Genomic DNA, 25,652 nt, shown 5'->3' on the forward strand with positions numbered 1-25,652 from the left:
ATGGCTGATGCGGCTTGGGGACCGGTCAGCGCGGAGGTGCCCGTGCGGGCGCCTGGGGCACCGCTCGGGTGATGACGACGGGTTCGCCCTGCTCAGGGGCGTGGCCCGCGTCGGGGAGGTCGACGGTCTCCGCTTCGGAAGGAGCGTCGGCGAGGGGAACGGCCTGCCCGCCGTGGAAGGCGGGCAGCGGATGGGTCGCGAAGACGGCGACGGGGTCTTCCGTCGCGGCCCGCCCGTGCCCGTGGGGGACGGTCGGCGTGACGAAGGCGAAGACGAGCAAGATCAGCAGGAAGAAGACGGAACGGTGCCGTGTGGCGGGGGCACGGTTCGTCGTCATCTGCCCGCCACTTTACCAGTCCTTTATAGACAAATCGACGGCTCCCGCCACATGGGCAGCATCGGCGGCCCACCCTCGACCGCGAAAGCCGGCCCGTGATCGCGGAAACCCAGGCGCCGGTACAGTTTCGCGCTCTCCGCGCTGCTCGCCTCCAGGTACGCGGGCATCGCGCCGTACCGGTCGAGGCCGTGCTTCAGCAACCGTGCGCCGATCCCTCGCCGTTGCGCGTTCTTGCGGACGCCGATGAACTGCGCGTGGTGGTACTCGCCGGCGGGGGCGCGCTCCGTCATCAGCTCGAACACCATCATGAGCCTGCCGATTTCCTCCCCGGTGAGGCCGGCGAACGCTTCGTCGTCGATGTCCTCGTCGCCACCGGGCGCCCAAACCGCGGCGCCGGAGAGGTCGTCGGTGACGTCGACGTGGCCGCCCACGGCGAGCATCCCCAGCACGACCGCCCGATGGAAGATCGGCAGCGCCACCGCGCGGCGCTCGTCACCGGGAAAGACCCACATACTCACCGGGTCTTCATGGAAGGCCTCGGACAATACGTCGACGACGGTGTCCATTTCGGACTCTTCAGCGGCGCGGATGATCATCGTCCCACCTCCAGCTTGACGGGTTCGTCGTCTTCGAGCGGGCCACCGATCGCCGCGTAGGTCTCGGGATCCCTCGTCCGCAACACTTCCGCGCGCAGGAAGCCGGCAAGAGCCGCGACGAGCACGAGACCGGGCAGCCCCCAGCGCAACAGGAACGTCCCGGCCGGACCGAGCAGCAGATCGAAGTTGAACAGGATCAGCGCGAGGACGGCCGACAACGCGAGCATCGCCGCGCCCGGCGCGATCCAGCGGCGCCAGGCGTTTTCGGCGCCGCGGCGCCGTTTGAAGAAGCCGATCACCGACAGGGAGACGGCGATCATGATCACCACGACCCCGGTGGACGCCGTCGTGCCGAGCCAGGTGAACAGTTCGGTCACCGGATCGCGGCCCGCGATCGCGAACAGTGACACGACCACGAGCGCGAGCGCGGTCTGCGTGAGCGAACCGGCCACCGGGGCGCCGGTGCGTTTGCTGGTCTTGGCCAGCGAGCGCGGCAGCAGCCCTTCCCGGCCCAGGGCGAAGAAGTACCGTGCGACCGCGTTGTGGAAGCTCAGCAGCGCCGCGCACTGACCGGTCACGAACAGCGTGTACGCCACATTGGAGAACGTTTCGCCGAGGTGCTCGCCCGCCAGGTTGAACAGCAGGTCCGGGCCCTGCGCGGCCGCGGTGGTGACGATGACGTCCGGCCCGGTCCCCACGGCCAGCGCGAGCGACGAGACGACGTAGAGCACCGCTGTGAGCCCGATCGCCGCGTATGTCGCGCGGCCGACCGTGCGGCTGGGTTCCCGGGTCTCCTCGCCGTAGGTCGCCGCACCCTCGAAACCGATGAACGCGGCGGCGGAGAACGCGAACACCGCGCCCACCCCGGTGGTGAACAGGCTCGACGGCTCCAGCGGAACCCAGGAAACGCCGCCACCGGCGGGATTCGCGAACAAGGCGATGTCGATGATCGCGACGACGGCGACTTCGAGACACAGCGCCACCCCGAGCACCTTGGCGTTGAGATCGACCCGCAGGACACCGAGCGCGCCGATGATCAGCACCATCACCAGCGCGCACAGCCACCACGGCGGCGGGGATCCGGTGAGCGTGCCGAGCCAGGTCGACACCGACCAGCCGAACAGACCGTAGATGCTGATCTGGATGGCGTTGTAGGAGATCAGCGTGACGAACGCGATCCCGGCGCCGGTGGATTTGCCGATCCCGTTGGCGACGTAGGGGTAGAACGCGCCCGCGTTGGTGATGTAGCGGCTCATCGCGGCGTATCCGACCGCGAACAGTCCCAGGATCGGGGCGAGCAGGAGGAACGACAGCGGCACGCCGATACTGCCGGTGACCGCGTAGTTGGTCGGGACGCCGCCCGCGATGGCGAACAACGGACCCGCCGCGGCCACCACGAAGAACACGATCTGAGCGGCTCCGAGTCGTCGATGGCCGAGACCGCGCCGCGGTCTTTGCGTACCCATGAACCCGTCCCCCGGACGTAGGTTTGGCGCTGGAGTTTCTTGATCTTGCGAGAGCCATCCCACCCTAGGGCCGGCCACCTCGGCGAGGTACGTCCGTTCAGGCTAAAAACGGACCTCGGGTCGCAGTGGTCCGCGCGCTACCGCTACTTTGGCCGTCCCGCACTACGACGCCGGGGGGCGTGCCATTCATGCGTCGGCTGACCTTGGTCGATTCCCTGTTCTTCCTCGCCCACGACGAGTTCACCGGAAAACCCGCGCTGCGCCGCACGGGACTCGGCATCGGAATGGCCGGTTCCGCGCTCTGCGATCTCCTCCTCGCCGAGCGGATCACCGTGGAACGCAAACGAATCCGGCCGTTGTCGCGCCGCGGCCTCGCCCATCCACCGCTGGACAGGGTGTTCTCGGAAATCCTCCGCGAACCCGAGCGGCACACCGTCCGGGAATGGGTCGGTCATCTCCGCCACGATCTCGGGGAAACGGTCGCGGAGAACCTGCTCGCCGCGGGAGTGATCGACCGCGCGACCGACCGGATGCTCCTGCGGAAGAATCACCGGTATCCGCCGCGGGATCTGCTGATGTCGACGGCCGCGCGCAGCAAGGTGCGGGCGGCCGTCCTCGGCACCGAACAGCCGGATCCGCATTCGGTCTGTCTCGCGTTACTGGCCTGGACCATCGGTATCGACGATTTCTGCGAACCGGAACTCGACCGCGCCGGCCTGCGGGCCTGGGCCGGGTCCACGCACCGGGAACTCCCGAAGGCGCTCGCCGAACTGATCTCGGGGGTGGACGCGGTGAGCGCCGCCGTCGTCTACACCGGCGACAGGCGATGACCGGCGGTAGCCTGACGCCCATGCCTGCCGATCGTGACCACGACGTCGTCCTGTTCGGCGCCACCGGGTTCACCGGTGGCCTCACGGCGGAATACCTCGCCCGCGCCGCGCCGCCCGGTCTGCGCCTCGCCTTGGCCGGGCGGAACACCGGCAAGCTGGAGGCGTTGCGGGAAAAGCTTTTCTCGATCAACCCGGCGCTCTCCGAACTGCCGCTGCTGCGTGCCGACGTCGCCGACGCGGACTCGCTGCGGAGGGTCGCCGAGTCGACGAAGGTCGTCGCCACCACGGTCGGTCCGTATGTCCACTTCGGAGAGCCACTGGTCGCCGCGTGCGCCGAGGCGGGGACCGACTACGCCGACCTCTGCGGCGAGCCCGAGTTCGTCGACAAGATGTACCTCGCCCATCACGCCCGCGCCGTCGAGACCGGTGCGCGGCTCGTGCACGCGTGCGGTTTCGACTCGATCCCGCACGACCTCGGCGCGCTCTTCACGGTTTCCCGATTGCCGCAAGGGAAACCGATCAGGATCGACGGGTACGTCCGCGCGGGCGCGGCACCCTCGGGCGGCACCTTCCTCTCGGCGCTGACGGCGTTCTCGCGGCTGCCGTCCAGTTTCCGCGCCGCCCGGGACCGCGCGGCGGCCGAACCGCGACCGGAGGGCCGTCGTGCGCGCGCCCCGCTGGGCACACCGCATCGCAGCCCCGACGGTTTCTGGGCGGTGCCGCTGCCGACCATCGACCCGATGATCGTCGAGCGGTCCGCCGCCGCGCTCCCGGTGTACGGCCCCGACTTCACGTACCGGCATTTCGCCGCGATCAAACGGCTTCCGGTGGTGGCCGCCGGCGCGGCCGGGATGGGTCTCGTCTTCGCCGCCGCCCAGATCCCGCCCGCGCGACGGGCGCTGTCGAAGCTGCTCAAGCCCGGCGGCGGCCCGGACGAGCAGCGACGGGCGCGGTCGTGGTTTTCCGTGCGGTTCCACGCCGAGAGCGGCGGCGAACGCGTCGTCACCGAGGTGTCCGGCGGCGACCCGGGGTACGGCGAGACGGCGAAGATGCTCGGCGAGTCCGCGCTGTGCCTGGCGCTGGACGACCTGCCCGCGACGGCCGGGCAGGTCACCACGGCGACCGCGATGGGGCAGGCGCTGATCGACCGGTTGAGCGATGCGGGCCTGCGCTTCGCAACGCTCTCGTGAGTGGGCGGTTCTGACCGCGGGTGGTCTGGAGCCGGTGTCGCGAAAGCCACTTTCGGGACGTCTGATGTCCCGAAAGTGGCTTTCGCGACATGATCACCAGGGCCCGGGCGCGGCCGACGTTGCGAAAGTGGCTTTCGCAACGTTGAAGGTTGCGAAAGTGGCTTTCGCAACCCCCGGCCGAGCCGCGGTACCGAGTGGGTCCGGTCTCGTGAGTGGTGAGGACGGTTGGAACCGTCCTCACCACTCACGAGGCCAGCAGGTCCTCAGCGGTCCGTGTGTTGATCACGCGGTCCGGCTCGATCCCCAGCTCGGTGGCCCGCTCGCAGCCGAAGACCAGCCATTCCAGCTGCCCCGGCGCGTGCGCGTCGCTGTCGATCGCGAAGTCGCAGCCCAGGTCCACGGCCAGGTTCAGCAAACGCGTCGGCGGGTCGCGGCGCTCGGGACGCGAGTTGATCTCGACGGCGACCCCGTTGTCCCGGCACGCGGTGAACACCGCCTCGGCGTCGAACTCCGACTCCGGCCGCTTCCCGCGCGCCCCCATCACCAGCCGCCCGGTGCAGTGCCCCAGCACGCGGACCCGCGGGTGCTGCACCGCGGCGATCATCCTCGGCGTCATCTCCTTCGCGGGCATCCGCAGTTTCGAGGGCACGCTCGCGACGACGAAATCCAGCTGCTCCAGCAGTTCTTCCTCTTGGTCCAGCGTGCCGTCGAGGTGGATGTCGACCTCGATACCGTGCAGGATCCGGAACGGCGCCATCGTCTCGTTCAGTTCCGCGACGACGTCCATCTGCCGCCGCAGCCGTTCCGGCGACAGACCGTTGGCGACGGTGAGCCGCGGCGAGTGATCGGTCAGCACCATCCATTCGTGGCCGAGCGAGCGGGCGGCCTCCGCCATCTCTTCGATCGGGCTTCCCCCGTCGGACCAGTCCGAATGCGTGTGACAGTCGCCGCGCAACGCCGCCCGCATCGGGCCGCCGTCGGGCAGCTTCGGCTCGCCGAGCTTCTCGAAGTACGCGGGACGACGCCCGGCGAGCACGTCTTCGACGACGGCCGCGGTCGCCTTGCCGATATTCGGCAACGCGGTCAGCGTGCCCGCCTTGGCGCGTTTGCGCAGGTCGTCGGGCTCGACCTTGGCGATCACCGAAGCCGCCTGCCGGAACGCCCGCACCCGGTAGGTCGGCTCGCCCGCGCGCTCCAGCCGGAACGCGATCTCCCTCAACGCCTGCGCCGGTTCCATGGCTACCTGTCTACCCGGTCAGCGCCGAAGCGGCAGCTCATGAAGAGCTACTTCGCGCAGCTCGCCGTCGCGGATCTCGGCGGTCTGATAGGTGCAGAACGGCTGGCGCCGCCGGTCGGTCGGCGAGCCGGGGTTCAGCAGCCGCAACCCGTTCGGCGTGACCGTGTCCCAGGGGATGTGGCTGTGGCCGAACACGAGGACGTCGGTGTCCGGGAACTGCTCGTCGCAACGGCGCTCGCGCCCCTGCTTGCCGCCGGTTTCGTGGATGACCGCCAGCCGGACGCCGCCGAGGTCCGCCCGCGCGATCTCGGGGAGCCGCGCCCGCAGGTCGGCGCCGTCGTTGTTGCCGTAGACCCCGATGAGCCGCTTGCTCCGGGCTTCGAGTTCGTCGAGCAGGGCGACTTCGACCCAGTCACCGGCGTGGATGACGACGTCCGCGGCCTCGACCTCGCGCCAGACCTGGGCCGGCAGCTTCTTCGCGCGCTGCGGAAGATGCGTGTCGGCGATGAGCAGCAGGCGCATCATTCGTCTCCGATGGTCTCGAGGATCCGGGCCAGGAAGTCGCCGATGTGGGCGCGCAACAGGCCGGCCGCACCGTCGGCGTCCCCCTTCTTCGCCGCCGCCAGCACCGCCTTGTGCTCGGCCCATTCCCGGCGCCAGCTGGGGTTCGCCGCCCAGCCGACCACGCTGATCAGCGCCGCGCGGTCCTTGAGGTCGTCCAGGATGGAGACCATCAGCGGGTTCCCGCAGCCGCTGTAGAGCGCGCGGTGGAACCGGCGGTTGAGCAGGCTGAGCGCCGCCTGGTCCTTGCCCGAGATCGCCGCCGACGCCTCCTTCAGTGCCTCCGCGGCGTCTTCGAACAGGTCCGGCGAGCGGCGCTCGACCGACCGGCGCACGGCTTCGGGCTCCAGCACCATGCGAACGTCGTAGACGGACTTCGCCAGCTCGGCGTCGACCACGCACACCGAAGCGCCCTTGTACGGACTGAAAGTCACCAGTCCGGTGTTCGAGAGCACCTTCAGCGCCTCGCGCACGGGCGTCTTCGACACTCCGAGCCGGGCGGCGAGTTCGGCTTCGACCAGCGGCTGCCCGGGCTTCAGCTCCCTGGTGAGGATGCCGCGGCGGATCTCTTCGAGCACCACTTCGGTCCGGGAAGCGGGCAGGCTGAAGGTCGAGGACATGGGGCGATCATATATGAGATGCCATACTCGGCTTCATGAGGAACCCTGAGGAATTCCGCAGTCACCGCTGGTTCGGCGGCGACGAACTGCGCGGTTTCAGCCACCGGGCCCGGAGCAGGCAGCTCGGCTACAACCCGGAGGAGCACCTCGGCAAGCCCGTCATCGCGATCCTCAACACGTGGAGCGACATCAATCCCTGCCACATGCATCTGCGCGAGCGGGCGGAACAGGTCAAACGCGGAGTGTGGCAGGCAGGCGGATTCCCGCTGGAGTTCCCGGTCGCGACCCTGTCGGAGACCTTCCAGAAACCGACACCGATGCTCTACCGGAACCTGCTTTCGATGGAGACCGAGGAGATCCTGCGGTCCTACCCCGTCGACGGCGCGGTGCTCATGGGCGGCTGCGACAAGACGACACCGGCGTTGCTGATGGGCGCGGCGAGCGCGGGACTGCCCGCGATCTTCGTCCCCGCCGGCCCGATGCTGCGCGGGCACTGGCGGAACGAAGTGCTCGGCAGCGGCACCGACATGTGGAAGTACTGGGACGACAAGCGAGCCGGGCTGATCGGCGACGACGAACTGTCCGAATTGGAGCGTGGGCTGGCCCGTTCTCCCGGAACCTGTATGACGATGGGCACCGCGTCCACGATGATGTCGGTCGCCGAAGTGCTCGGGCTGACGTTGCCCGGCGCGGCGTCGATCCCCGCCGTCGACTCGGCGCACCACCGGATGGCCGCGGCGAGCGGCGCCCGGATCGTCGAGATGGTCCGGGAGGACCTCACCATCACGAAGATCCTCGACGACCGCGCGTACGCCGACGCGATCACCACCGTGCTGGCGCTGGGCGGCTCCACCAATGCCGTCATCCATCTGATCGCGATGGCCGGTCGCGGGCGGATCCCGTTGTCCGTGGACGATTTCGACGCGATCGCGCGGCGGGTCCCCGTACTGGCGAACATCAGGCCGGGCGGCGACTGGCTGATGGAGGACTTCTACTACGCGGGCGGGCTGCCCGGCCTGCTCTCCCGGCTGACCGACCTGCTGCACACCGATCGCCTCACCGTCACCGGCCGGACCCTCGGTGAAGAACTGAAAACGGCACGGGTGCACAACGACGACGTCATCCGCACGCGTGACAACCCGGTCGCCAACGAAGGCGGAGTCGCGGTACTGCGCGGAAATCTCGCGCCGTCGGGTGCGGTGATCAAGCACATCGCCGCCGAACCCCGGCTGCTCGTCCACACGGGACCCGCGGTGGTCTTCGACGACTACCAGGACCTGAAGAACCGCATCAACGACCCCGCGCTCGGCATCACCGAGGACTCGGTCCTCGTCCTGCGCGGATCCGGCCCGCTCGGCGGACCTGGGATGCCCGAATACGGGATGCTGCCGCTGCCGGATCACCTGCTGGCCAAGGGCGTCCGGGACATGGTCCGCGTGTCCGACGCCAGGATGAGCGGCACCAGTTACGGCGCGTGTGTGCTGCACGTCGCGCCGGAATCCCATGTGGGCGGGCCGCTCGCGCTGGTCCGCGACGGCGATCCGGTCACTTTGGACGTTCCTTCGCGACGGCTGAGCCTCGACGTCGATGATGCGGAATTGCAACGTCGCCGGACGGAGTGGACCACGCCGGCCCCGCGGTACGAACGGGGTTACGGCGCGTTGTACGCCGAACACATCACGCAAGCCGATGAGGGCTGTGACTTCGACTTTCTCGCCAGAGTGGGTGAAAATCCCGAACCTGACGCCCAGTGACCACCCGACGGAGTGACCCGCTCACCCAACCGGGCGAGTTGCACGACCACAAAACGCGCCCCGTATCTTGAACCTACGTCCGGAACGTGTGGAAGCCCGGATGTTCGATCACGACGCCCGGCCTCGCCGGACCGTGGAGGGTGGAGAGTTGCCGCAGGAACCGCGCTGGCCCGAGTCCCACGCTGAGCAGACGGACATTCTCCCGGTCGTCACGCCCGGGTTCGCGGAGTCTGCCACGCCGGAGGAGCCCGCGCCACCGAAGCGCCGTCGCAGCTACCGCAAGGCCGCCTTCATCGGCGGCGGCGTGTTCGGCCTGCTGGTCGTCGCGTACGCCCTCGACGTGCTGGTCTCCCAGGGCAGCGTCCCCCGCGGCGTCACCGTCGCCGGGGTCGACGTCGGCGGGATGGACCGCACGGCGGCCGAGAAGGAGCTCCGTGGCGGGATCGAGCCGCGGCTGACCCGGCCGGTGAAGGTCGTCGCGGGCGACGCCGAGGAGTCGCTGGCGCCGAACAACGCCGGCCTGCGCCTCGACTGGCCCGCCACCCTCGACCAGGCCGGTGACCAGCCGCTGAACCCGTTCACCCGGATCGCGTCGTTCTTCTCGACCACCGAGGTCGGCGTCGTCACCCAGACCGACGACGCCAAGCTCACCGCCGCGCTGGAGAACCTGCGCGACAAGGTCGATCGCGACCCGATCGAGGGCACCGTGCGCTTCGAGGAGGCCAAGCCGGTCGCCGTCGAGCCGAAGACCGGGCAGAAGCTCGACCTCGACGCCGCCAAGAAGACCATCCTGGACCGCTGGGCCAGTGGCGAGCCGCTCACGCTCGCGGTCACCCAGACCCCGGTCAAGGTCTCGCCGGAGGCCGTCCACGCCGCTCTCGAGCAGATCGCGAAACCCGCCGTGGCGGCGCCGATGGTCATCAAGGGCGAGGGCAAGGACGCCGTCGTCAAACCCGCGCAGATCGCGGCCGCGCTGACCTTCGAGCCGGTCGACGGCGGGGTGCTGAACCCGAAGGTGGACAACAACAAGATCATCGAGGCCGCGGGCCCGCAGCTGAAGTCCACCGAGAAGGAGGGCAAGGACGCGCAGATCGTCTTCGAAGGCGGCAAGCCGACCGTGCAGCCCTCCGAGGACGCCAACGTCGTCGACTGGGAGCCGAGCCTCAAGCCGGTGCTCGACGTGCTCAAGCGCGCCGCGCCCCGCGAGCTGCCGGTGACCTACAAGAAGACCCCGGCCAAGGTGACCACCGAGCAGGCGAACCAGCTCGGCATCAAGGAGGTCGTCAGCGAGTTCAAGACCGGCGGGTTCGCGCCGGACTCGGGGACGAACATCCGGGTCGTGGCGCAGAAGGTCAACGGCGCCATCGTGAAACCGGGCGAGACGTTCAGCCTCAACGGGTTCACCGGGCCGCGCGGCGCGGCGCAGGGTTACGTCGAGGCCGGTGTCATCAAGGACGGCGCGCCCGGCCGCGAGGTCGGCGGCGGGATCTCGCAGTTCGCCACCACGCTGTACAACGCCTCGTACTTCGCCGGCATGAAGGACACCGAGCACAAGGAACACAGCTACTACATCAGCCGTTACCCCGCCGCGCGCGAGGCGACCGTGTTCCAGACCCACAGCGGTGCCAGCGTGATCGACCTGAAGTTCACCAACGACACGGACACCGGTGTGGCGATCCAGACCATCTGGACGCCGTCGGACATCACGATCCGGCTGTGGGGCACCAAGAAGTACACCGTCGAGTCGATCCCGGGCGGCCGCACCAACCCGTCCGAACCGCCGACGAAGCCCGGCCCCGCCGAGAACTGCAAGCCCAGCAACGGCGCGCCCGGTTTCACCACGTCGGACACCCGGGTCATCAAGGACGCCGCGACCGGCCGCGAGATCCGGCGGCACACCCGGAATGTGCACTACAACCCGCAGCCGAAGATCACCTGCGGCACGGAGTAGCGCTCCCTAGCGGTTTCACCAGGCGCGTGCGGGGCGGTACGCTCAGTGACTCACCCGATCGAGCGGGGGTGGCCACCTCGTGGAGTCCAAGGCGACCTTCCGGCAGATCCTCGCGGTCGGCGAACTGCGGGCGATCTGGTTCGCCGAACTCCAGTCGATCCTCGGTGACCAGGTGGCCAGGGTCGCCCTGTCGGTGCTGGTGTTCCAGCGGACCGGATCGGCGACCTGGCCCGCACTGACCTACGCGCTCACCTACCTGCCCGACCTGATCGGCGGGCCGCTGCTCGGCGGACTGGCCGACCGGTTCCCGCGACGCGCGGTGATGGTCTGCTCCGACGTCGTCCGCGCGCTCCTGGTCGCGGTGCTCGCCGTCCCCGGCATCCCGTTGCCCGTGCTCGCCGCCGTGCTGGTGGTGGTGCAGCTGGCCAACGCGCCGTTCACCGCCGCGCAGGCCGCGGTCCTTCCGTCGGTGCTCACCGGGGATTCCTACGTCCTCGGCCAGTCGCTGCTGAAGATCACCAACCAGATCGGCCAGCTCGCCGGCTTCGCCTTGGGCGGCGTGGTGATCGCCGCGATCGGGCCCGGACGCGGGCTGGCGATCGACGCGGCGACGTTCGCCGTCTCGGCCGTCGTCCTGCGGCTCGGAGTCCGTGCCCGGCCCGCGCCGGGCGCGAGCGGACCGGCGACGTCGACCCTGCGGCGGCTTCGTGCGGGCGCCCGCACGATCTGGCACGACCGACGGCTGCGCGCGCTGGTCGGCCTGGCCTGGCTCGCGGGTTTCGTGATCGTGCCGGAAGGGCTCGCGGTGCCCTATGCCGCGGAGATCGGCGGCGGCGCGGTGACGGCGGGACTGCTGCTCGCGGCGCATCCCGCGGGGATCGTGCTCGGCGTGTTCGTACTGGGCCGTCTGGTGCGGCCGGAAGTCCGGTTGCGCCTGGTCGGCGGGCTGGCGCTCGGTGCGATCGTGCCGCTCGCGGCGTTCTGGTTCCGGCCATCGCTCCCCTACGCCGCCGGACTGCTCGTGCTGTCCGGGATGTGCGCGGCCTACCAGGTCACCGCGAGCACCACGTTCATGCGGCTGGTACCCGACACCGAACGAGGCCAGGCGTTCGGCCTCGCCGGGTCGGGACTCATCGCCGTGCAGGGAATCGGGCTGATCGCCGGCGGCCTGCTCGTCGGCGTACTCGGTTCACCCGCGACGACGGTCTCGGTCATCGCACTCGCCGGTCTCGTAGTGGCTGTTCCGGCCACCCGGGCTTGGCGCCACGTGGCCCCGCTTCACCCCCTTTGACCGGAACCGGGTACTCACCAGTTCTGCCCGCGCATGGAGCTCACCCCCTCCACTTCCCCGAACCGGTCACGCGTGGTGCACCCACGCCTACCCATACAGCGTAGTGACACCTAGTATCCAACCGATTACGTTCGTCTCCGTGGCGCTAACGAATTGGGCGCTGTGGCGGCTACCCCACCGCGGTTTGATCGGCTTCGTCCTCCTGGTGGACGTCGCGGCGATCGCCGGATCCGCCTGGTCTCTGGTCCGCGTCCCGTTCACTCAGGGCGACGCCCTCCCGTTCGCCATCCTGATCGTCAGCGCCGTGGCTTACACGGAGTTGTCACGCCCGGTCGAGCGGGTGCGGGAGCGGTTCGCGGGCACGCCGCACATCTCGCTCGACAGCGTCTGGACCTTCGCCGCCGTGCTGCTGGTGCACCCGGCGCTCGCCGCGCTGGTCATCGCCGTGTCGTTCTTCTACCGCTGGTTCCGCGGTCAGCCGAACCCGTTGTTCCGGCGGATGTTCTCCACCTCGGCGACCGTGCTCTCGGGTTTCGCGGCCGCCGCCTTCCTCTCCCGGTACGCGGCCCCGTTCGACGTACTCCCCCGCGACGTCGCCTCGTTCGGGTCGATCGTCGCGGCGGGCGTGGTGTTCCTGCTGGTCAACACCGTGCTCATGACCATCGCGGTGTACTACGGCACGCCGCACGAGCGGCTGCGGGACGCGCTGGCGAAGCCGTTCGAATACGCGCTCGAAGCGGCGACGATCGCGCTCGGCGTCATCGTCGCGTGGGCGTTGCGGGACTGGCCCGTGGTGCTGCTGCTGGTCGTCGGGATCACGCTGGTGCTGCATCGCGGCGTCCTGCTGCGGCAACTGAAACGGCAGGCGCGCAGCGACGCCAAGACCGGGCTGCTCAACGCCAAGGCGTGGCGCGAAGCGGCGGCCGACGAACTCGACCGCGCGCGGCGCGCGGGGCGGCACACCAGCTTGCTGATGGTCGACGTCGACCGGTTCAAGCTGATCAACGACCGGCACGGGCATCTGGTCGGCGACCGGTACCTGGCGGCGATCGCGGAAACGCTGCGCACCGAGGTGCGCGGCACGGATCTGGTCGGGCGGTTCGGCGGCGAGGAGTTCGTCGTGCTGCTGCCCGGCACGCCCGCCGTCCATGCCCACGCGATCGCGGAACGGATCCGGTCGAGCGTGGCCACGCGCGCCGGTGACCTGCCCGAGCACGTCACCGTGTCGATCGGCCTCGCCGACCGGCCGGGCGTCAGCGATCTGGACGCGGTGATCGCCGTCGCGGACCGGGCGCTCTACGAGGCGAAGAACACCGGGCGGAACCGGACTTCGGGCTACCAGGTGACCGGCTGACCCCCTCGCGTTTCGTCCTCTGGATGCGGTCTTTGCGTGTGCAAGTACCTGACCATCCACAAGGGACACTTCCCGGGACGGCAGTGTCCGATTCGGGCATTCGATGGGGTCGTTCTATTGAGAGGTAAGGCAAAGGTGGCGCAGGTTGGGGCGTGTGGAAACAGGGACGTTGAGTGTCCCTACTTCCACACACCCCTCCTGAACCGGTCGTGACAGGGACGTTCTCGCCGGACTGTGTGGATTTCGGGTCCTCCAACGCACCAAAATCCACACAGTGCCGGCTGACCCCTCCCGAATGTCAGGAACGACCCTTTCATGACATCCGCGCGAGGGGCTACGGAAGGCCGGCGAGTGACTTCTCGAGGGCCTCATCGGGCAGCGCGTGGTCGGAGATCTCGCCCGCCAGGTACGCGCCGTACGCCGGGAGGTCGAGGTGCGCGTGCCCGCACAGCGCGGTCAGAATCACCTTCTCCTCGCCGGTTTCCTTGCACCGCAACGCTTCCTGGATGCACGCGGCGAGCGCGTGGGTCGGCTCGGGCGCGGGGATGATGCCCTCCGCGCGGGCGAACCGCACGCCTGCCGCGAAACAGTCCTCCTGCCCGATGGCGACCGCGTCGATCAGCCCGAGCTCGTAGATATGCGAGATCAGCGGCGACATCCCGTGGTAGCGCAGGCCGCCGGCGTGGATCGGGTCGGGGATGAAGTCGTGACCGAGCGTGTGCATCTTCAGCAACGGCGTCAGCCCGGCGGTGTCCCCGAAGTCGTACGCGTACTTCCCGCGGGTGAGCGTCGGGCAGGCGGCCGGTTCGACCGCGCGGATCACCGGGTCCATCCGGCCGGCGAGTTTCTCACGCAGGAACGGGAAGGCGAGCCCGCCGAAGTTGGATCCGCCGCCGGTGCAGCCGACGAGGACGTCCGGGGTGTCCCCGGCGAGTTCGAACTGTTTGAGCGCCTCTTCGCCGATGATCGTCTGGTGCAGCAGCACGTGGTTGAGCACGCTGCCGAGCGCGTAACGCGTGTTCTCCGCCTGCGCCGCCTGCTCGACCGCCTCGCTGATCGCGATGCCGAGGCTCCCGGTCGAGCCCGGGTCCGCGGCCAGGATCGCGCGGCCGGATTCGGTCAGCTCGGACGGGCTGGGATGCACCGTCGCGCCGAAGGTCTCCATCATCAGCTTGCGATACGGCTTCTGGTCGAACGAAGCGCGGACCTGCCACACCTCGCATTCGAGCCCGAAGGTGGCGCACGCGAACGCGAGCGCGCTCCCCCACTGTCCGGCGCCGGTTTCCGTGGTCAGCCTGGTGACCCCCTCCGCCGCGTTGTAGAACGCCTGCGGGACGGCGGTGTTGGGCTTGTGCGAGCCGACCGGGCTGACGCCTTCGTACTTGTAGTAGATGCGGGCGGGGGTGCCGAGCGCCTTCTCCAGCCGCCTCGCGCGGTACAGCGGGGACGGCCGCCAGAGCCGGTAGACGTCGAGGACCTCTTCCGGGATGTCGATGTACCGTTCGGTGCTGACTTCCTGGGCGATGAGCGCCTGCGGGAACAGGGGCGCGAGGTCGTCCGGGCCGACCGGCTCGCGGGTGCCCGGATGCAGTGGCGGCGGTGGCGGCTCCGGCAGATCCGGGACGATGTTGTACCACCTGGCCGGCATGTCCGCTTCGTCGAGGATGTACTTGGTCCGCTCCGCCATTGAGCCTCCTCTGTCCGTCCCTTCAACCTAAAGGGACGGACGGCGTGGCACCAGGCGTCACTACTACGGTGGGGGCATGGGGAATTTCGTACTGCTCGACGCACCGTCCAATCTCGGACTGCGTCCGCCCGCCGAAGGGGTGGTCCCCGGCTGCTACAAGGCACCGGGCGCGCTGCGCGACCAAGGTCTGCTCACCCGTTTGGACGCCAGGGACGGCGGCGTCGTCACCCCGCCGCGGTATCTGCCCGCTTGGTCGCCCGGCGGCGGGGTGCGCAACGCGGCCGGGATCGCGGCCTACACCGCGGCCCTCGCCGGGCGGCTGGCGAAGATCCGCGCGGACGGCGGCTTCCCGGTGGTGCTCGGCGGCGACTGTTCGATCGCGCTCGCCGCGATGCTGACTCTGCGTCGCGAAGGCCGCTTCGGCATCGTCTACTTCGACGGCCACGACGACTTCCGGCACCTCGGCAATTCCGAGCACGTCGCCAACGTGGGCGGTGAGGCCCTCGCCGTCGTCACCGGCCGCGGCCAACCGGAACTGGCCGATGTGGACGGTCTAGGTCCCTACGTCCGCGACGAGGACGTCCTCGTACTCGGCGTTCGCGCGGAGGAGTCCGCCGAAGCGCGGGACGCGGGGCTGCGTGTCGTGACCAGCCAGGAGATCATGGCGTCCGGCACCGATGGCGCGCTCGCCGCCGCCCGCGAGATCTTCGCGCCGCTGGACGGTTTCTGGATCCACGTCGACATCGACACGCTCGATCCGGAGTTCGTGTCCGCTGTGGACAGTCCCGATCCCGGCGGGCTCAGCCCGGACAAGCTCGTCGAACTGCTCCGCGGCCTGCTCGCGATCCCCGGCGCCGCCGGGCTGGAGCTGACCATCTTCGATCCCGACCTCGACCCCGACGGCACACAGGCCGCCCTGGTGGCGGACTGCCTCGTGCGCGCACTGGAAGGAACCCGATGACCAAGGTGACCGTCGCCGACGGCTCGTTCGACGCCCCGCTCTGGCTGCCCGAATCCGGCTCCGGCCCGGGGCTGGTGCTGATCCAGGAGATCTTCGGTCTCGACGACTACCTCAAGTCGGTCGCCGCCGACCTGGCCGCCCTCGGCTACGTCGTCGCCGTGCCCGAACTGTTCTGGCGGATCTCCCCCGGCTGGTCGGCCACGCACGACGAAGCCGGGCTCTCGGCCTCGATGGCCGTCGCCGGACAGCTCGACCCGGCACGCGCCGTCACCGACGTGCTCGCGACCCTCGCGACGCTGCGCGAACTGCCCGAAACCGACGGCCGCGCAGGCCTCTTCGGCTTCTGCCTCGGCGGCTCGATGGCTTACGCGGCCGCGGCCGAAGGCGACCCGGACGTCGCGGTCTCGTATTACGGCTCGCGCGTTCCGGAGCAAGTTCCGTTGCTGGACAAGATCACCTGCCCGATCCAGTTCCAGTTCGGCGGCGAGGATCCCTACATCCCCGTCGAGGGCGTGCGCCGCCTTGCCGACGCGGTCGCCTCGCACGACGGCGCGGAGATCCACATCCACGAGGGCGCGGGGCACGCGTTCCACAACCATGTGGCGCCGATGTTCCACCAGCCGGAGCCCGCCGCGGCGGCTTGGGCGCTGACGCTGGAATTCCTGGGGCGGGTCTTTCCGGCGTGAGTGGGCGTTGGGCTCGTGAGTGGTAAGGAGGGTTAGAGCCGCGGGTGGCGTTTTCGGAGCTCACCTGCCCGGCCGGGGTTGCGAAAGCCACTTTCGCAACCTTCAACGTTGCGAAAGTGGCTTTCGCAACGTCGGCCGTGGCCGGGCACGACACCGCCCTGGCGAGCAGGTCGCGAAAGCCACTTTCGAGACGTCTGATGTCCCGAAAGTGGCTTTCGCGACACCCCTCCCCCGGCCCGGAGCCAGCAGGTATCCAAGACACCCTTGATCAGAACCGTCTTTACCACTCACGAGGCGCTTCGCTGTGGGCGAAGCACCGGAATATGTCGGTGCCTCCCGGTAGTTTCCCCAGCATGGCCACATTGGTGAGTTTTCACGCCCACCCCGACGACGAGTGCATCGTCGCGGGCGGCGTAATGCGCAAGGCCTTCGAGGAAGGTCACCGTGTCGTGCTCGTCGTCGCGACCAGGGGGGAGGTCGGCGAGGTGCCGGACGGGTTCCTCGACGACGGAGAGGAGTTGTGGCAGCGCCGCGTGCAGGAGACGCACGCTTCCGCCGAGGTCCTGGGGGCCAAGCGGGTGGAGTTCCTGGGGTACACCGATTCCGGCATGATGGGCGAGCCGCGTAACGACGAGCCCGGCACGTTCTGGCAGGCCGACGTCGAGGAGGCCGCGCAGCGCCTGGCCGCGATCCTGCGCGAGGAGCAGGCCGACGTCCTGACCGTCTACGACGACAACGGCGGCTACGGGCATCCGGACCACATCCAGGTGCATCGCGTCGGCATGCGCGCGGCCGAGCTGGCGGGCACGCCGCGGGTCTACGAGGCGACGAGCAACAGTGACGAGATGCGCCGCGGCATGGAGGAGGCGGTGCGGACAGGGCAGATGAAGGCGGAGGATCTCCCCGATTTCGAAGACGGATCCGAGTTCGGCAAGCCGGAAGCGGTCCTGACGGCGAGGGTCGACGTCACCGCGTACCTGCCGGCCAAGCGGGCCGCGATGCGTGCGCACGCCAGCCAGATCAGTGAGGATTCGTTCTTCCTCGCGATGCCGGACGAGGCCTTCGCGCAGGCGTTCGGCGTCGAGTGGTTCATCCGCGCCGGGCAGGGGCCGGGTATCACCGAGACCGATCTGATGGCGGGTCTCTGACCCGCCGTTGATGAAGGATCGGGGACACTCGACGTCCCGGATCCTTCATCAACGCACGGAGGGATCAGGCCGTGGCGGCGGTGACGTCGAGCTCGACGAGCTGCCCGGGATATCCGAGCTGCGCGACGCCGAGGAGGGTGCTCGCGGTGGTGAAGGCCTCCCCGATCTCCGACCCGACGAACCGGTCCCACACCGCCGAGAGCACGTCGGCGTCCGGGGTGACCACGTAGATCACCGTGCGCACCACGTCGGCCGGGGTCGCCTTGGCGAAGGCGAGCGCGGCGGCGGTGTTCGCGACGACCTGGTCGACCTGGGCGAGCACGTCGCCCTCGACGACCTTGCCGTCTTCGGCGAGCGGGCACTGGCCGGCGAGGTGGACGTCCCGCCGTCCTTCGACGATGGTCACGTGGTGGTAGGTGGGCGTGGGGTGCAGACCGGGCGGATGGTGGCGTTGAATGGTCACGGGCCGCATCCTCACCGAGGCGGTCGCGACGGGACAACCGGATTTCACGGGGGAGCCATGCGCAGGACGATCGACTGGACCGGTGACGCGGTCACGATCATCGACCAGACCGTCCTGCCCGCCGAGTATCACGTGCTCGAACTGCGCACGGTCGGTGAACTCGTCGACGCCATCCAGCGGCTGGCGGTGCGCGGGGCGCCGGCGCTCGGCGCGGCGGGGGCGCTCGGTGTCGTGCTCGCGGTCCGCGCGGGAGGTGACGTCGAGGCCGAGGCGCATCGCGTCGCCCAGGCCCGGCCGACGGCGGTCAACCTGAGCTGGGGTGTCTCCCGCGCCCTCGCGAAGCTCCCGGAGGGGCCGGACGCCGTCCTCGCCGAAGCGCTCGCCATCCTCGACGAGGACGAGCGGATCAACCACGAAGCCTCCCGGCTGGCGGCCGCGGTGGTGCTCGAACACTGCGAGCGGCGGCCGTTGCGGCTGCTCAGCCACTGCAACGCGGGCCACCTCGCCACGGTCGCCTGGGGCAGCGCGCTCGGCGTCGTCTGGCATCTTCAGGCCCGCGGCCTGGTCGAGTCCGTGCTGGTCGACGAGACCAGGCCACTGTTGCAGGGCGCCCGCCTGACCGCGTGGGAGCTGGCCGAAGCCGGTGTCCCGTACCGGATCCAGCCCGACGGCGCGGCCGCCGCCGCGATGAGCCGCGGCCTCGTCGACTGCGTGCTCGTCGGCGCCGACCGGATCGCCGCCAACGGCGACGTCGCCAACAAGATCGGCACCTACGGCCTGGCGATCGCGGCGAAGCACCACGGGATCCCGTTCGTGGTCGTCGCCCCTTCGTCCACTGTGGACACCGCGATGCCGGACGGCGCCGGGATCGTGATCGAGGAACGCGATCCCGGCGAGGTCCTGGGTTTCGGTGGCACGAGGGTCGCTCCCGATGGCGCGGAGGTGTTCAACCCGGCCTTCGACGTGACGCCGTTCGAGCTGGTCACCGCGGTCGTCACCGAGCAGGGGGTGCTGCGCCCGTGATCAGCTTGGTGAACAGGGCGGCCATTTCCGCGTCGTCGTAGCTGAGCGGAAGCGTGTCGAAGTAGTAGCGGAGAACGCCGGAGCCGGTGCCCACGACCATTCCGAAGTCGATCGTCCGCCCTTTCGCCCGCACGGTCCCGCGATATTCCCGGAACTCCCCCGCCGCCTGATCGGGTGCCAGCCGGACGTCGGACATCGCGCCCGAAAGCCTGCCGAGGTAAGCGAGATGGCACGCCGGGTCCGTCACCGGTGCGGTCAGCCCCGGCCCGGTGAAGGCCGGCCCCGGCCGCGGACAGTCGTCGCCGACATCGGCGAACAGTTCGCGCAGGCCGTCGTTTTCGAGCGGGCGGAACCATTCCGTCCGATCGTGGTAGCGGCGGCCTTGAGTGACTTCACCGTTCTCGAGCACCACCCGGTAGACGGCCGGGTATCGCACCATCCGGCCTTGGATCACCGCTTCGTTGGCCGCCTCGTAGAAGACGGCGTCGCCGTTCACCGAGATCCTCACCGGCGTGAACCGGAACGTCGGGAACGCGCCCAGCAGGGTGCGCAGGCTGTTCTCGATGTTCGCCCTGCCTTGGACCGGCGCGGCGCTGCCCGATTCCGCGAGCGTCCCATCGGCGGCGAAAATGGTGCCGTACAACCGGACACGGGCTTCCCGTGCCTCGGGGGTGTCCGAGCGCATCGCCCCGAATTCGGTCTGTTTGGTGATGAAGGCGCACGCGGACGGCGACACCGCGCCTTCGACCAGGTCTCCGAGCTGCTTCGGAAGTGCACAGCCTTCGGTCGTCTCAGCCACCGCCGCCCCGCTTCCCATCACCGTCGCACCGAGCAGAACCGCCGCCACACCAACGAATCTCTTGATTTTTCGCACCTGGTCACCTTGGCAAGAGCGACCACGCGAAGTCGATTACCCGGCAGGTAATGCCGGGCTAGAAGGATTCGACGCAGGACGGCTCGCGGTCGGAGGCGAACGCGGCCGTCGCCCGGGAGACCGCGCCGGCGGTCCGCTCTTTGATCCGGCCCGCCGCGGCCAGCGTGCTGGGCCTGGTGCCACCGAGGAAGATCGCGCCGAGGTCGTCCACGCCCAGTTCGAGATCCGGCGCGTCCTCCACACGCGTCACCTCGGCGTTCCCGCCGGCGTCGGTGACGAGCCGCCAGTTCCCGGTGTTCCACGGACAGAAGGCGTCGCGCACGCCGAACACCAGATCCACCGGAGCGCCGTAGCGGCGGGTGACGAGGCCACGGTCGACGTCGACGAGCCGGAGCCACAAGGAGTCACCGGCGGACCGGGTCATGGCGCGGGGATTGGCGAGCAGATGGACGAGCGGCTCGTCGAGGGCGGTGATCCCCTCCACCGTGAACACCAGGTCGTAGTCGAGCAGGAAGCGGTACAGCGTCGCGTACGCCTCCGAAGTGGTCGCGACCAGTTCCTGCACGGTCAGGATCCCTCGCGGGCCTTCTTCGTTCCAATCGTTCTTCAGCCGGTAGATCACGTAGCCGTCCGGGAGCACGGCGAACTTCAGCGCGGTCGCGCCGTGGCGGCGGTACTCCGGGTCGTCGAGGATGAACTCCCAGGCCGACTCGGGCCTGTCGAGTGCGCCGGCCCGTTGCGGCGCCTCCTTTTCGTAGATCGCCTTGATCAGCGGAATCGCCTGTTTCCGCCCGACTTCGCGTACTCGTTCGGCTTCGAGCTCGACACCGGGCCGGAACGCGGACTTGGCGCGCACCTTCGCGCGGTGGAACTGCGCCGCGAGGCCGTAACCGAAACGGGGGTAGATGACCGCTTCGGACGCCCACAACGCGGCGATCGGTTCACCGCCGTCTTCGTGCAGGCCGTGCAGTTGCGCCCGCATGATCCGGGTGAGCACGCCCCGCCTGCGGTGACCCGGCGCGACGGCTACCGACGTCACCCCGGCGAACGGCGTCTGTCCGGCCCCCGGAACGGTGATCTTGCGGGTGAGCAGTTCCCCCGTCCCGATGAGGTCGTCGCCGTCGAACACACCGTGCGTGCGGTCCGGCTCGAACACCAGCCTTTCACGGTGTTTCAAACCTTCCGTCGGATCGGTCAGGAAGGCGCTCGCGAGCAGTTCCGCGAACGCGGGCAGGTCGTCGGTGGTCAGAGTGCGGAGGGTCAAGCCGTCATCGCTCACCCTGTCGTCCTACGCCTGTTCACCGGCGACCGCCACGCATTAAAGCGCGGTCATCAGGGCCGCGGCCCGATCACCTCACCCTTTTCCGTCACCTCGATGGCCATCGCGGGGCACGAATCCGCCGCGTCGAGCACGGTCTCGTCCGGCTCCACCTCGCCCGTGACCACCGTCGCCGTGGCGCCTTCGAGCACGAAGACCTCCGGCTTCAGCGCGGCGCACATCCCCGAGCCGATGCACGTGTCGCCATCGACGTCGACTTTCCAGCTCATGCTCACCATCCGATCGGCATGGAGCGGGGCCCCCGCACCAGCATCTGCGTCTTCCACACGATATCGCCATCGAGGCGCAGCCCGGGGAGATCGCGCAGCAGCGCCCGCAAGGCCTCCTGAAGTTCCAGCCTCGCCAGCGGGGCGCCGAGGCAGTGGTGCACGCCGTGGCCGAAACCGAGGTGGGGGTTGGATTCCCGGTCGAACTCGAGGGTTTCCGCCGAGGTGAACTGGAGCCCGTCCCGGTTCGCGGCGCCGATCGCGACCATCACCGGCTCGCCCTCCTTCACGAGCACGTCACCCACCTGGACGTCTTCGGTGGCGTACCGGGCGAACCCGGCTCCGGCACCCAGCGGGATGAACCGGAGCAGTTCTTCGACCGCGGCCGGGATCAGGTCCAGGTCCGCGCGGAGGCGGGCGAGCTGCTCCGGCTGTTCGAGCAGGGCGTAGACGAAGTTGGGGATCTGGCTGGCGGTGGTCTCGTGCCCGGCGATCAGGATGCCGATGCACATGTCGACCAGTTCCAGCTCGCTCAGCCGGTCGCGGACGTCGCGCGCCTCGATCAGCGCGGTCATCAGGTCGTCCTGGGGTTCGGCGCGATGCTGCTCGACGAGCACGTGCATGTACGCCCGCAGCTCGTCCTGGTTGGCCATCATCTCTTCGGTGGTCAGCGGGCTGGTCGACAGCGCGGCGTCGCTCCACACGCGGAACTTCGGCCGGTCCTCGACCGGGACGCCGAGCAGTTCGCAGATCACCGCGACCGGGATCGGCAGCGCGTAGTCCTCGACCAGGTCGGCGGGCTGCCCCTTGGCCTTCATGTCCCGGATCAGGCCCGCCGCCAGTTCGGCGACGCGCGGCCGCAGCAATTCGACGCGGCGCATGGTGAACGCCTTCGCGACCAGCGTGCGCAGCCGGGTGTGATCCGGCGGGTCCATGCTCAGGATCCCGCCGGGCCGCCTGCCCGGCGCCATCCGCGGTTCGTCCCGTTCCGCCGCCATCGCACGGGAGAAGCGCCGGTCGCCCAGTACCAGACGCGCGTCGGCGTACCGGGTGGCGAGCCACGCCGGCTCGCCGTGCGGAAGACGGACCCGGAGCATGCCCTTGGTGGCGCGGGCCGCCGCGTACGCCTCGTTGAGTTCGAGCCCGGCGTCCTCGTTGAAGGGATAGGCGACGAATTCGGTGTCAGTGGTGGTCATTTGTCCGGAAACCCCCCGGCTCGGCGGTTTGTAAGCAACTGCTTACAACGCTAACCATGATCACGCTGAGCGTCAATGCGCCTACCGTGCGACGTACGGTTAGCCTTTGGCGATGACGGAAGAACCGCAGGTCCGCAAGCGCGACGCGGCCGCGACCAGGGCGGCGCTGCTCGACGCGGCGGCGGCTCTCTTCGCCGAACGCGGTTTCGACCGGACGACCGTCCGCGACATCGCGAAACTCGCCGGAGTCAACCAGGCCCTGCTGTTCCGCTACTTCGGTTCGAAGGACGCGCTGTTCGAGGAGGTCCTGGCGCGCGGCGGACGCGAGCAGATCGCCACCACCCCACCGGACGAACTGCTCGGCACGGCGTTGCGCAGCATGCTGGAGGCCGACACCGGCCGCGACCGCACCCTCGACGCGTACCTGCGCTCGACGGGGCACGACAGCGCCGCCGCCGCGGTCCGGCGGCAGCTCGGCGAGGAGTACGCCAAGGTGCTCGCCACGCTGACCGACGCCGAAGACGCGGACCTGCGGGCCGACCTGATCCTCGCCTGGCTGCTCGGGATCGGCCTGGTCCGCGACATCACCGGGAAGGAACCGCTGGCCAGCGCGGATCCCGACGACGTCTGCCGCCTGGTGCTCGGCGCGGCGCGGACGCTGCTGGAGCGCAGCGGGTAATTCCGTCGCCGCCCGGGGCGCGCTGCTCTACGGTCGTGCGGTGATCACGTTTCCGCCCGCCGGCACCGAAGCCGAGTTCGACGCGCTGACCAGGCAAGACCTCCTTCCGGCGGTGACGTCGCTGGGCTACGGCGAGGCCGTCCCGTTCACCGAAGGCTCGCTGCCGGTCTACGCCATCGGCGAAGATCTGGTGCTCAAGCTGTTCCCGCCGGTGCATCTCGACGAACTCCCGACCGAGCGGACGATGCTCGAGGTCCTGCACGGCAAACTGCCGATCCCGACCCCCGCCGTGCACGAGGTCGGCGAACGGGACGGCTGGGGCTATGTGCTCATGGAGCGCCTGCGCGGCGAAACACTGAAGGACGCCTGGCCAAAACTGTCCACAGAGGACAAACATCGGCTCGCCCCCGAACTCGGCGAGGCGCTGGCCGCCCTGCATTCGCTGCGCGACCCGCGGCTCGACGTCCTCGAACCGCCGGACTGGGCCGCGTTCGTCGCCGGGCAGCGCGCCAAGGTCGTCGAGCACCATCGCCGGACCGGGCTCGACGAGTCCTGGATCGGCCAGATTCCGGCTTTCCTCGACTCGGTCGACCTGGGCAGCCCGCCGGTCGTCCCGCTGCACACCGAATTCATGCGCGACCATCTCATGGTCGTCCACGATGGCGGTCGCCCGAGGCTGACCGGGCTCTTCGATTTCGAACCGGCGATGCGGGGTGCGGCCGAGTACGACTTCGTCGCGGTCGGGCTGTTCGTTTCGGGCGGGGACAAGGATTTCCTGCGCCGGTTGCTGGCCGGATACGGCGCCGAGCCGGACGAAGCGTTCTCCCGGCGTTGCCTGGCATACGCGCTGCTGCACGTCTACAGCAACTTCACCTGGTATCTCAGGGTTCTTCCCGCGCCGGAGGAACCGACGCTGGAGAGCCTCAGCCGGGCTTGGTGGTAGCCCACGTCACCGGCACGGCTTCCGGGCCGCGGATCGAAAGCGGCGGACGCCAGACGATGGCCGAAGCGGGAACGGCGAGATCCAGCCCCGGCAATCCGTCGAGCAGGGTGCGGAACGCGATCTCCCCTTCGAGCCGGGCGAGTGCCGCGCCGAGGCAGAAGTGAAGGCCGTGCCCGAAGCCGAGCTGCGGCGCGTTCCGGCGGCGGATGTCGAACCGCGACGCACCGGGGAAGGCGGCTTCGTCCCGGTTCGCCGCGCCGGTGTGGGCCAGCACCGCCTCGCCGCGCCGGACCACGCCGGCACTCAGCTCGACGTCCTCCAGCGCCAGCCGGAGCAGCGACGCGTCGGCGGGCCCGTCGAACCGCATGATCTCCTCGACGGCCCCCTCCGTCAGGTTCGGATCCGAACGCAGCGCCGCCAGCTGGTCCGGATGCCCAGCCAGCAGCACGATCCCGGTCGCGATGAGGCTGACCGTGGTCTCGTGCCCGGCGAGCAGGAGCTGGGTGGCCAGATCGATCAACTCGGCCTCGGTGAGCCGATCACCGTCCTCGTCGCGAGCGTGCACGAGGACGCTCAGCAGGTCCTCCCCCGGCGTCACCCGCTTGACGGCGACGAGTGCCGCCATGTCGTCCGCACCGTCACGCCGGGCCTGCGCCACTTCCGCCGGGGTGTACGCCATCGGCGTGACGATCACGCGCGACCACTGGCGAAACCGTTCCCTGCCTTCGTAAGGGACGCCGAGGATCTCGCACATGACCGCGGTGGGCAGCGGGAAGGCGAACATCTCCACCAGATCCACCGGGGGACCGTGCTCGATCATCGCCCGCAGCAGCGTGTCCGCGATCTCCTGGATCCGCGGCCGCAGCCCGGCGATCCGGCGGACGGTGAAGGCCTGCGCGGTCAGCTTCCGCAGCCGCGTGTGATCCGGTGGGTCCATGTTGAGGATGCTGTGCTCGCCGGTGGAGAAGTCGCCGGGTTCGATGAGGCACGGCGCGCCCGGCGCGAGCAGGTTCCGGGAGAACCGCGTGTCCGAGAAGATCAGGCGGACGTCTTCGTACCGGGTCACCAGCCAGCCTTCGCAGCCGCTGGGGAAGACGACCCGGGACATCGGCGGATAGTCGGCGTAGATCGCGCCCATCGGGGTCGCGGGGTCGTCCTTCGCCGCGGGATACGTGGCTGTCATGGAGCATGATGATGAGCGGCGGCCGTCGCGGCCGGAAGGATCCGGCCGGTCACCCGCCCGAAGAGCCGAAGATCCTT

Annotated in this window: 25 protein-coding genes; 12 read left to right on the top strand and 13 right to left on the bottom strand. The window is 69.5% G+C overall.

The window, feature by feature from the left end; translation table 11 throughout:
• Nucleotides 1–25: 25 nt before the first annotated feature.
• The 3 genes from NQK81_RS14325 to NQK81_RS14335 are packed head-to-tail and all read right to left on the bottom strand — an operon-like array spanning nucleotide 26 to nucleotide 2,399.
• Complete coding sequence (locus NQK81_RS14325; RefSeq protein WP_257488583.1) at nucleotides 26–337, bottom strand: hypothetical protein; 312 nt, start codon at nucleotides 335–337, stop codon at nucleotides 26–28.
• A 23-nt stretch (nucleotides 338–360) separates the two neighbouring features.
• Nucleotides 361–933, bottom strand: a complete 573-nt coding sequence (locus NQK81_RS14330; RefSeq protein WP_257488584.1) for a GNAT family N-acetyltransferase — start codon at nucleotides 931–933, stop codon at nucleotides 361–363.
• Nucleotides 930–2,399: an APC family permease gene (locus NQK81_RS14335; protein WP_257488585.1), complete on the bottom strand. Its 1,470-nt coding sequence runs from the start codon at nucleotides 2,397–2,399 to the stop codon at nucleotides 930–932. The genes NQK81_RS14330 and NQK81_RS14335 overlap by 4 nt, the downstream gene beginning before the upstream one ends.
• 188 nt (nucleotides 2,400–2,587) lie before the next feature.
• Between NQK81_RS14335 and NQK81_RS14340 the strand changes: the two genes are divergently transcribed.
• A complete protein-coding gene (locus NQK81_RS14340) occupies nucleotides 2,588–3,229 on the top strand; it encodes a GOLPH3/VPS74 family protein (RefSeq protein WP_257488586.1) in 642 nt (213 codons plus the stop codon).
• Nucleotides 3,230–3,249: 20 nt separating this feature from the next.
• A complete protein-coding gene (locus tag NQK81_RS14345; RefSeq protein WP_257488587.1) occupies nucleotides 3,250–4,419 on the top strand; it encodes a saccharopine dehydrogenase family protein in 1,170 nt (389 codons plus the stop codon).
• Nucleotides 4,420–4,663: 244 nt separating this feature from the next.
• On the opposite strand, the gene NQK81_RS14350 is transcribed toward NQK81_RS14345, so the two are convergent.
• Genes NQK81_RS14350 through NQK81_RS14360 form a run of 3 tightly spaced genes read right to left on the bottom strand, consistent with a single transcriptional unit; the run spans nucleotide 4,664 to nucleotide 6,837 of the window.
• Nucleotides 4,664–5,656 carry a PHP domain-containing protein gene (locus NQK81_RS14350; RefSeq protein ID WP_257488588.1) on the bottom strand — a complete coding sequence of 331 codons (993 nt, stop codon included), beginning with the start codon at nucleotides 5,654–5,656 and terminating at the stop codon, nucleotides 4,664–4,666.
• Nucleotides 5,657–5,674: 18 nt separating this feature from the next.
• The gene (locus NQK81_RS14355; RefSeq protein ID WP_126735485.1) at nucleotides 5,675–6,178 is read right to left on the bottom strand and encodes a metallophosphoesterase family protein; all 504 of its coding nucleotides are present in this window, start codon (nucleotides 6,176–6,178) and stop codon (nucleotides 5,675–5,677) included.
• Nucleotides 6,178–6,837, bottom strand: a complete 660-nt coding sequence (locus tag NQK81_RS14360) for a GntR family transcriptional regulator (protein ID WP_257488589.1) — start codon at nucleotides 6,835–6,837, stop codon at nucleotides 6,178–6,180. Before NQK81_RS14360 ends, NQK81_RS14355 begins: the two co-directional genes overlap by 1 nt.
• A gap of 35 nt (nucleotides 6,838–6,872) precedes the next feature.
• On the opposite strand from NQK81_RS14360, the gene araD reads away from it, so the two are divergent.
• From araD to NQK81_RS14380, 4 genes are all read left to right on the top strand, one after another.
• Nucleotides 6,873–8,591 carry an L-arabinonate dehydratase gene (gene araD, locus NQK81_RS14365; protein WP_257488590.1) on the top strand — a complete coding sequence of 573 codons (1,719 nt, stop codon included), beginning with the start codon at nucleotides 6,873–6,875 and terminating at the stop codon, nucleotides 8,589–8,591.
• A 100-nt stretch (nucleotides 8,592–8,691) separates the two neighbouring features.
• Nucleotides 8,692–10,542, top strand: a complete 1,851-nt coding sequence (locus NQK81_RS14370; protein WP_126735480.1) for a VanW family protein — start codon at nucleotides 8,692–8,694, stop codon at nucleotides 10,540–10,542.
• Between the two features lie 79 nt (nucleotides 10,543–10,621).
• Nucleotides 10,622–11,833, top strand: a complete 1,212-nt coding sequence (locus NQK81_RS14375; protein WP_257488591.1) for an MFS transporter — start codon at nucleotides 10,622–10,624, stop codon at nucleotides 11,831–11,833.
• A 139-nt stretch (nucleotides 11,834–11,972) separates the two neighbouring features.
• The gene (locus NQK81_RS14380) at nucleotides 11,973–13,187 is read left to right on the top strand and encodes a GGDEF domain-containing protein (protein ID WP_257488592.1); all 1,215 of its coding nucleotides are present in this window, start codon (nucleotides 11,973–11,975) and stop codon (nucleotides 13,185–13,187) included.
• Between the two features lie 334 nt (nucleotides 13,188–13,521).
• Here the strand turns inward: NQK81_RS14380 and NQK81_RS14385 are convergent, their stop codons facing one another.
• Nucleotides 13,522–14,874 (bottom strand): TrpB-like pyridoxal phosphate-dependent enzyme, encoded by a 1,353-nt coding sequence (locus NQK81_RS14385; protein ID WP_257488593.1) that lies wholly within the window; start codon nucleotides 14,872–14,874, stop codon nucleotides 13,522–13,524.
• 76 nt (nucleotides 14,875–14,950) lie between these two features.
• Between NQK81_RS14385 and NQK81_RS14390 the strand changes: the two genes are divergently transcribed.
• From NQK81_RS14390 to NQK81_RS14400, 3 genes are all read left to right on the top strand, one after another.
• Entirely contained in the window at nucleotides 14,951–15,835 is an 885-nt protein-coding gene (locus NQK81_RS14390; protein WP_257488594.1) for an arginase family protein, read from the top strand.
• Entirely contained in the window at nucleotides 15,832–16,521 is a 690-nt protein-coding gene (locus tag NQK81_RS14395; protein ID WP_126735472.1) for a dienelactone hydrolase family protein, read from the top strand. Before NQK81_RS14390 ends, NQK81_RS14395 begins: the two co-directional genes overlap by 4 nt.
• A 353-nt stretch (nucleotides 16,522–16,874) precedes the next feature.
• On the top strand, nucleotides 16,875–17,669 hold the full coding sequence (locus NQK81_RS14400; protein ID WP_126735470.1) for a PIG-L family deacetylase: 795 nt from the start codon (nucleotides 16,875–16,877) through the stop codon (nucleotides 17,667–17,669).
• 64 nt (nucleotides 17,670–17,733) lie between these two features.
• On the opposite strand, the gene NQK81_RS14405 is transcribed toward NQK81_RS14400, so the two are convergent.
• Nucleotides 17,734–18,132, bottom strand: a complete 399-nt coding sequence (locus tag NQK81_RS14405) for a RidA family protein (protein WP_257488595.1) — start codon at nucleotides 18,130–18,132, stop codon at nucleotides 17,734–17,736.
• A gap of 57 nt (nucleotides 18,133–18,189) precedes the next feature.
• On the opposite strand from NQK81_RS14405, the gene mtnA reads away from it, so the two are divergent.
• Complete coding sequence (gene mtnA / locus NQK81_RS14410; protein WP_257488596.1) at nucleotides 18,190–19,155, top strand: S-methyl-5-thioribose-1-phosphate isomerase; 966 nt, start codon at nucleotides 18,190–18,192, stop codon at nucleotides 19,153–19,155.
• On the opposite strand, the gene NQK81_RS14415 is transcribed toward mtnA, so the two are convergent.
• From NQK81_RS14415 to NQK81_RS14430, 4 genes are all read right to left on the bottom strand, one after another.
• Nucleotides 19,127–20,002, bottom strand: coding sequence for a nuclear transport factor 2 family protein (locus tag NQK81_RS14415; RefSeq protein ID WP_257488597.1), 876 nt, complete (start codon nucleotides 20,000–20,002; stop codon nucleotides 19,127–19,129). The genes mtnA and NQK81_RS14415 overlap by 29 nt on opposite strands.
• 85 nt (nucleotides 20,003–20,087) lie before the next feature.
• Nucleotides 20,088–21,308: a GNAT family N-acetyltransferase gene (locus tag NQK81_RS14420; protein WP_257488598.1), complete on the bottom strand. Its 1,221-nt coding sequence runs from the start codon at nucleotides 21,306–21,308 to the stop codon at nucleotides 20,088–20,090.
• Nucleotides 21,309–21,361: 53 nt separating this feature from the next.
• Nucleotides 21,362–21,577: a ferredoxin gene (locus tag NQK81_RS14425; RefSeq protein ID WP_126735463.1), complete on the bottom strand. Its 216-nt coding sequence runs from the start codon at nucleotides 21,575–21,577 to the stop codon at nucleotides 21,362–21,364.
• 2 nt (nucleotides 21,578–21,579) lie between these two features.
• Nucleotides 21,580–22,770 (bottom strand): cytochrome P450, encoded by a 1,191-nt coding sequence (locus NQK81_RS14430; RefSeq protein ID WP_126735461.1) that lies wholly within the window; start codon nucleotides 22,768–22,770, stop codon nucleotides 21,580–21,582.
• A gap of 112 nt (nucleotides 22,771–22,882) precedes the next feature.
• Between NQK81_RS14430 and NQK81_RS14435 the strand changes: the two genes are divergently transcribed.
• Together NQK81_RS14435 and NQK81_RS14440 are read left to right on the top strand one after the other, a co-directional pair.
• Nucleotides 22,883–23,449, top strand: coding sequence for a TetR/AcrR family transcriptional regulator (locus tag NQK81_RS14435; RefSeq protein ID WP_219145375.1), 567 nt, complete (start codon nucleotides 22,883–22,885; stop codon nucleotides 23,447–23,449).
• A gap of 40 nt (nucleotides 23,450–23,489) precedes the next feature.
• Nucleotides 23,490–24,392 (top strand): aminoglycoside phosphotransferase family protein, encoded by a 903-nt coding sequence (locus NQK81_RS14440; protein ID WP_257488599.1) that lies wholly within the window; start codon nucleotides 23,490–23,492, stop codon nucleotides 24,390–24,392.
• Here the strand turns inward: NQK81_RS14440 and NQK81_RS14445 are convergent.
• A complete protein-coding gene (locus NQK81_RS14445) occupies nucleotides 24,373–25,575 on the bottom strand; it encodes a cytochrome P450 (protein ID WP_257488600.1) in 1,203 nt (400 codons plus the stop codon). The two genes, NQK81_RS14440 and NQK81_RS14445, sit on opposite strands and share 20 nt — an antisense overlap.
• Between the last annotated feature and the right edge of the window lie 77 nt (nucleotides 25,576–25,652).

It is taken from the genome of Amycolatopsis roodepoortensis (assembly GCF_024628825.1).
Taxonomy (GTDB): Bacteria; Actinomycetota; Actinomycetes; order Mycobacteriales; family Pseudonocardiaceae; genus Amycolatopsis; species Amycolatopsis roodepoortensis.